Source organism: Streptomyces sp. LS1784, assembly GCF_020103755.1.
Classification (GTDB): Bacteria; Actinomycetota; Actinomycetes; order Streptomycetales; family Streptomycetaceae; genus Kitasatospora.
On the sequence record NZ_JAHSQD010000971.1, the window covers coordinates 1 to 1,829 of the forward strand.

General features: G+C 76.1%; 2 protein-coding genes and 1 pseudogene. 1 reads left to right on the forward strand and 2 read right to left on the reverse strand.

The features are described 5' to 3' along the window. The coding region (locus KS423_RS44755; RefSeq protein ID WP_224285408.1) for a hypothetical protein at window positions 1-415 on the forward strand (415 nt) is incomplete at its 5' end. Window positions 416-444: 29 nt separating this feature from the next. Here the strand turns inward: KS423_RS44755 and KS423_RS44760 are convergent. Continuing rightward, a complete protein-coding gene (locus KS423_RS44760) occupies window positions 445-1,224 on the reverse strand; it encodes an SURF1 family protein (RefSeq protein ID WP_224285407.1) in 780 nt (259 codons plus the stop codon). Between the two features lie 108 nt (window positions 1,225-1,332). Then, window positions 1,333-1,829: pseudogene (locus tag KS423_RS44765) on the reverse strand (hypothetical protein); the annotation flags it as partial.

Below are 1,829 nucleotides of genomic sequence, written 5' to 3' on the forward strand. Positions count from 1 at the left end.
CGCCCCCGGCGCGACGCCGCTCGGCACCGCGACCAAGGCGAGCGCACCGGGCGCGGGAAGCGCGGCCGGCAGCGGGGGCGCGGGCACGGCCGTCCTCCTGGCGGCGTACGAGCCGACCGACCAGGACGGCACCGTCACGCTCGCCAAGGGGTCGAAGGGGTCCAGCGGCTCCTCGGGCTCGAAGGGCTCCAAGGGGTCGAAGACCGGTCGCACGGTGCACCACCACATCGACCACTACGACTCCGACGACCACAACGGCAGCGGCAACGGCACCGGCCACTGCCACAGCGACCCGACGCCGCTGCCCACCGGCTCGCCGTCCCCGACCCAGCCGCTGCTCCCGACGCCGACGCCGACACCGCCCCCGCCGGCGGTCAAGCCGACACCGGCACCGGCCCTGCCGACCAAGCGCTGAGACCGGGGTCGGACCAGCGACGCCGCCGGTCAGTCCAGGACCGGGTCCAGCCCGAGGGCCCGGTCCTGCTCCGCCTCCGCCTCACGGCGCACCAGGCGGTACCACATGAAGACCACGAACCCGGCGAAGACGAACCACTCCAGGGTGTAGCCCAGGTTCTGGAACGCGCGCAGGGTGAGCCCGTCCCCGCCCTGCGGCTGCACGGTCGGTACGGGGGCCAGTCCGGCGGGCGCGTCGTCGGCGGCCACCCAGCCGTCGTACCAGCCGTCGTACTCCAGCACGTTCAGCAGCGACGCCCGGTTGATCATGCCGAGCTGCCCGGCGGGCAGGCCGCCCGCCACCGCGCCGTTGCTGCCCACGGCCTCGTTGGCCTGCAGGCGCCCGGTCACGGTCACCTGTCCGCCCGGCGGCGACCCGGCGGCGACCGGGTCCCCGGCCGCCCAGCCGCGCACCACGGCGACGGCGTGTCCGTCGGCGGTGCGCAGCGGGGTGAGCACGTAGTAGCCCTGCTTGCCGTCCACCACCCGGTTGGGGACGAGCAGTTGGTGCTCGGTGTCGTAGCTGCCGGTCACCGTGACGGTCTTGCCGACGGTCTCCGTGCTCACCTGCGGGGTCGCCTGGTTGAGCAGCGCGTCGATCGGCCGGGCGTCACTCGAAGCAGTGATCGCCTGTTTGGTCTCCTGGTGCGTGGACACCCGGTCCTCGAACCGGCCGAGCTGCCAGGAGCCCAGCCACAGGCACACCGCCACGGCCGCCACGGCCACGACGGTGCCGCCGAGCCAGCGCGAAGTCAGGAGGAACCGGTACACACCCCCACGGTAACCACTCCTCACACCCGCCCGGTCCCCCGGGCCCCGGACACGGCGGCCTGCGGCCCGCTGCGACCCGCAGGCGTGAGTTCGGGGACAGGCCCTGGGTCACCCCGCCGTCGGCGAGCCCGATGGCTGCGGCGCCGGGCCGCCCAGGCCCTGGACGCCGCCGCGGTAGACGGTGCCGCTGCACGACACGGGCAGGGTCGCCGCGGCGGCCGCCGGGTTGCCGGGAGCGGGGGTGTGGGCGATGGTCACGGTGGACGGCGCCGTGGTCGGGTTGCCGGTCGGGGTCGCGGTCGGGCTGGAGGCCGTGCTGGGGCCCGCCGACGGGGACGAGGAGGCCGGCGGGTTGGCGCTGGGCACGTCGGTGGGGACGGAGGCCGGGGCGCCGGACTCGCCGGCGGGGACGCCCGAGCGCAGGGCCGCCTGGTTGACGCCGTTCGACGGTGTGGTCAGGGTGCCGGAGCCGGCACAGGTCTGGTCGGGGACCCACGCGAACGGCACCCGGTACCCGGCCCGCGGCACGAGCACCGGCGGCTCCCCGTCCATCGCGGGCAGGCCGGCGGCCGGGTCGCCCGGCGCGTGGTCGGCGGTGCGGATGC